Annotated in this window: 3 protein-coding genes, 3 tRNA genes and 1 rRNA gene; all 7 read left to right on the forward strand. The window is 56.6% G+C overall.

All coding sequences use genetic code 11. The features are described 5' to 3' along the window. Positions 1–60: 60 nt before the first annotated feature. Positions 61–176: ribosomal RNA gene (gene rrf, locus ACF8GB_RS04960) — 5S ribosomal RNA — on the forward strand. A 225-nt stretch (positions 177–401) separates the two neighbouring features. After that, positions 402–1,361: a bifunctional biotin--[acetyl-CoA-carboxylase] ligase/biotin operon repressor BirA gene (gene birA, locus ACF8GB_RS04965; protein ID WP_078479460.1), complete on the forward strand. Its 960-nt coding sequence runs from the start codon at positions 402–404 to the stop codon at positions 1,359–1,361. Continuing rightward, on the forward strand, positions 1,351–2,100 hold the full coding sequence (locus tag ACF8GB_RS04970; RefSeq protein ID WP_196121746.1) for a pantothenate kinase: 750 nt from the start codon (positions 1,351–1,353) through the stop codon (positions 2,098–2,100). The genes birA and ACF8GB_RS04970 overlap by 11 nt, the downstream gene beginning before the upstream one ends. A 7-nt stretch (positions 2,101–2,107) precedes the next feature. Then, positions 2,108–2,533 (forward strand): hypothetical protein, encoded by a 426-nt coding sequence (locus tag ACF8GB_RS04975; RefSeq protein WP_145257562.1) that lies wholly within the window; start codon positions 2,108–2,110, stop codon positions 2,531–2,533. Between the two features lie 152 nt (positions 2,534–2,685). Beyond that, positions 2,686–2,769 (forward strand) — tRNA-Tyr (locus ACF8GB_RS04980). Between the two features lie 24 nt (positions 2,770–2,793). Then, positions 2,794–2,867, forward strand: a tRNA-Gly gene (locus ACF8GB_RS04985). 29 nt (positions 2,868–2,896) lie between these two features. Further along, a tRNA-Thr gene (locus ACF8GB_RS04990) sits at positions 2,897–2,972 on the forward strand. The last annotated feature ends 92 nt before the right edge of the window (positions 2,973–3,064 follow it).

The raw sequence follows: 3,064 nt of genomic DNA on the forward strand, positions 1-3,064 counted from the left end.
CAAACATCACATATCCGAATTCGCTGGGCTGTCCAACAGGACATTCTGGCTACAGAATTTCTTGACGACCATAGAGCATTGGAACCACCTGATCCCATCCCGAACTCAGTAGTGAAACGATGCATCGCCGATGGTAGTGTGGGGTTTCCCCATGTGAGAGTAGGTCATCGTCAAGATTCATTTCGCAAAACCCCTATCTGCGTATGCAGGTAGGGGTTTTGTCTTTGGGCGTCAAATAAGCCGGTCGGCATTGCACCTGTGGAAGCCCCGAGGGTTGGCGGCCTGGTATCTGAGCCGGACCGGTGCAACGTACCCCCCCCAATCTCAATCGCAGGTCCTTGTCCTATGCAAGGCAATCCCCCATGGCTATCATGCCAGCCTCATTCGAAGTCGAGACGCGCATGCTGAAGTTGTTGAATCTCCTCAAGGATGGCCGATTCCATTCCGGAGAAGCTCTGGGGGCGGCTCTGGGCGTCAGTCGCAGTGCGGTGTGGAAGCAGCTGCAGCACCTGGAAAGCGAGCTAAACCTCAGTATCCATAAGGTACGTGGACGCGGCTATCAGCTAGCCTCACCGTTGGTGCTGCTGGACAATGCTGCGATCGCAGGATACGCGGAGGCGGCAGCCTGGCCCACATTCATCCATGAGTCGATCGACTCGACCAATGCTGAAGGTATGCGCTTGGCGGCGGCAGGACAGCCAGCGCCCTTCGTCGTCTTGGCGGAGCAGCAGACTGCGGGTCGCGGGAGACGCGGCCGGCAATGGATCAGCCCTTTCGCGCAAAACCTTTACTTCAGTCTGGTGCTGCGCATTGATGGCGGCATGCGCCAGCTTGAGGGCCTGAGCCTGGTCGTGGGGTTGGCGGTCATGCGCACATTGCAGGCATTCGGGGTAAGGAATGTAGGCTTGAAGTGGCCTAACGACGTGCTGGTCGATGGTCACAAGGTCACCGGCATCTTGCTCGAGTTGATCGGTGATCCGGCAGACGTATGCCATGTGGTGCTGGGCATTGGCATAAACGTGAATATGCAGGCCAATGCGCAGGTGGATCAACGATGGACATCCATGCGTCGAGAATTGGGGGCGCCTGTAGACCGCAATCATTTAGTGGCGGTGCTGAGCCACCACTTGGAGCATGAGCTGGGGCGTCACCGCCGATATGGGTTCGCGGCTTTCCAGGAAGAATGGGAGCAAGCGCATCTCTGGCAGGGGCGCAATGTCACGCTCATTGCCGGAGCCACCCAGGTACAAGGCGTAGTCGCGGGCGTGGACGGGCAGGGCGGTTTGCGCATGTGTGTAGATGGCGTGGAGAGAGTTTTCAGCGGCGGCGAGCTTAGTTTGAGGTTGAGTGATGATTCTTGAGCTCGATTGCGGTAACAGCTTCATCAAGTGGCGGGTAATTCACGTTCACGACGCAATGATCGTGGGTGGCGGAATCGTGGATTCCGACCAGACACTCATGGACCAGATCAGAGCGCTGGCATGCGTGCAGGTTACGGCTTGCCGTATCGTCAGTGTGCGCAGTGAAGAAGAAACCGACGCTTTGACGTCACTGATTGCTCAAGTGTTTGCCGTCCAGGCACAGGTCGCACGGTCAGCGCCGGAGATGGCGGGCGTGCGCAATGGCTATGAGGACTATCAGCGCCTTGGTATGGATCGTTGGCTGGCGACGCTGGGCGCATTTCACTTGGCCAAGGGCGCTTGCCTCGTCATTGATCTGGGCACTGCGGCCAAAGCGGACTTCGTGGCGGCCAATGGGGAGCATCTCGGCGGCTATATCTGTCCAGGCATGCCTCTGATGCGCAGCCAGCTGCGCACGCACACGCGGCGTATTCGCTATGACGATGCGTCTGCCGAGCGTGCACTGGTCAGCTTGGCTCCGGGTCGCTCAACGGTGGAGGCGGTCGAACGAGGCTGCGTGCTGATGCTGCAAGGCTTCGTGCGCACACAAGTTGAGCAAGCGCGTGAGATGTGGGGCGAGGATTTTGCTGTGTTCCTGACGGGAGGGGATGCCCCGCTGGTCAGGGACTCGTTGCCTGACGCGCGTGTAGTGCCCGACTTGGTCTTTGTAGGCCTGGCCATGGCCTGCCCATTGAATTGAGGTGCCTATGCGCTGGTTGTTCTTGTTGCTGCTGATCCTCAATGGTGTGTACTACGTCTGGAATCAGCAGGAGGCACCACTTAAGGTCAAGGATGTCACGCCGCTTTCGCTTTATAAAGGCAGTCAGCAGGACATTCGCCTGTTGCGGGAAGCGGGAGTGGCGCCACCTGATCGGCGTCGCGAAGAGTGCCTCATCGTTGGAGGCGCAATGACGACCGAGGTGCTCGAGTCGCTTCGTCAGCGGCTGACGAGTCTGGACATCGCCACGGCTCCAGTCCGTGGGCAGGTCGCAGGTGCCCAGGGGCGTTGGCTCAAAGTAGAGCCTGAAAGTGAACGCTTGTTGGACCCAGCGGCCCTTGACGCGCTTTCCAATGATTTCAAAGACTTAAAACATCAAATTATTTTCTGCCAGGGTATTGCAACTGGTGAATAGCTTGATAGAATGGCGCCCGCTTCGCAGGGAACACCACTCAGGTGGTTGAATTGCAAGCCGTGTCACTGCAGCTAAGTTTCAGATTTGATTGAAAAAATTTGAAAAAGCGCTTGACACTAGGACGGCAGATCAATAAAATGCCGGCCACATCTGGAGGGATTCCCGAGCGGCCAAAGGGGACGGACTGTAAATCCGTTGCGAGAGCTTCGAAGGTTCGAATCCTTCTCCCTCCACCAGTTTTAGCGAGAGCCGCAAGCCTCGCGGGTATAGTTTAGTGGTAGAACCTCAGCCTTCCAAGCTGATGATGCGGGTTCGATTCCCGCTACCCGCTCCAAGTTTGCTGGTTATTGCATAACGTGTTTTGCTCTTGTAGCTCAGTTGGTAGAGCACACCCTTGGTAAGGGTGAGGTCAGCGGTTCAAGTCCGCTCAAGAGCTCCATATAAACAAGGCAGATATGAAAATATCTGCCTTTGTTTTATCAGCGCAAGACTATTTCTTCTGCGGAGGATTGTATCGATGGCTAAGGAAAA

The sequence above is a fragment of the Pseudomonas sp. xss_4 genome, assembly GCF_043104125.1.
Classification (GTDB): domain Bacteria; phylum Pseudomonadota; class Gammaproteobacteria; order Pseudomonadales; family Pseudomonadaceae; genus Aquipseudomonas; species Aquipseudomonas parafulva_B.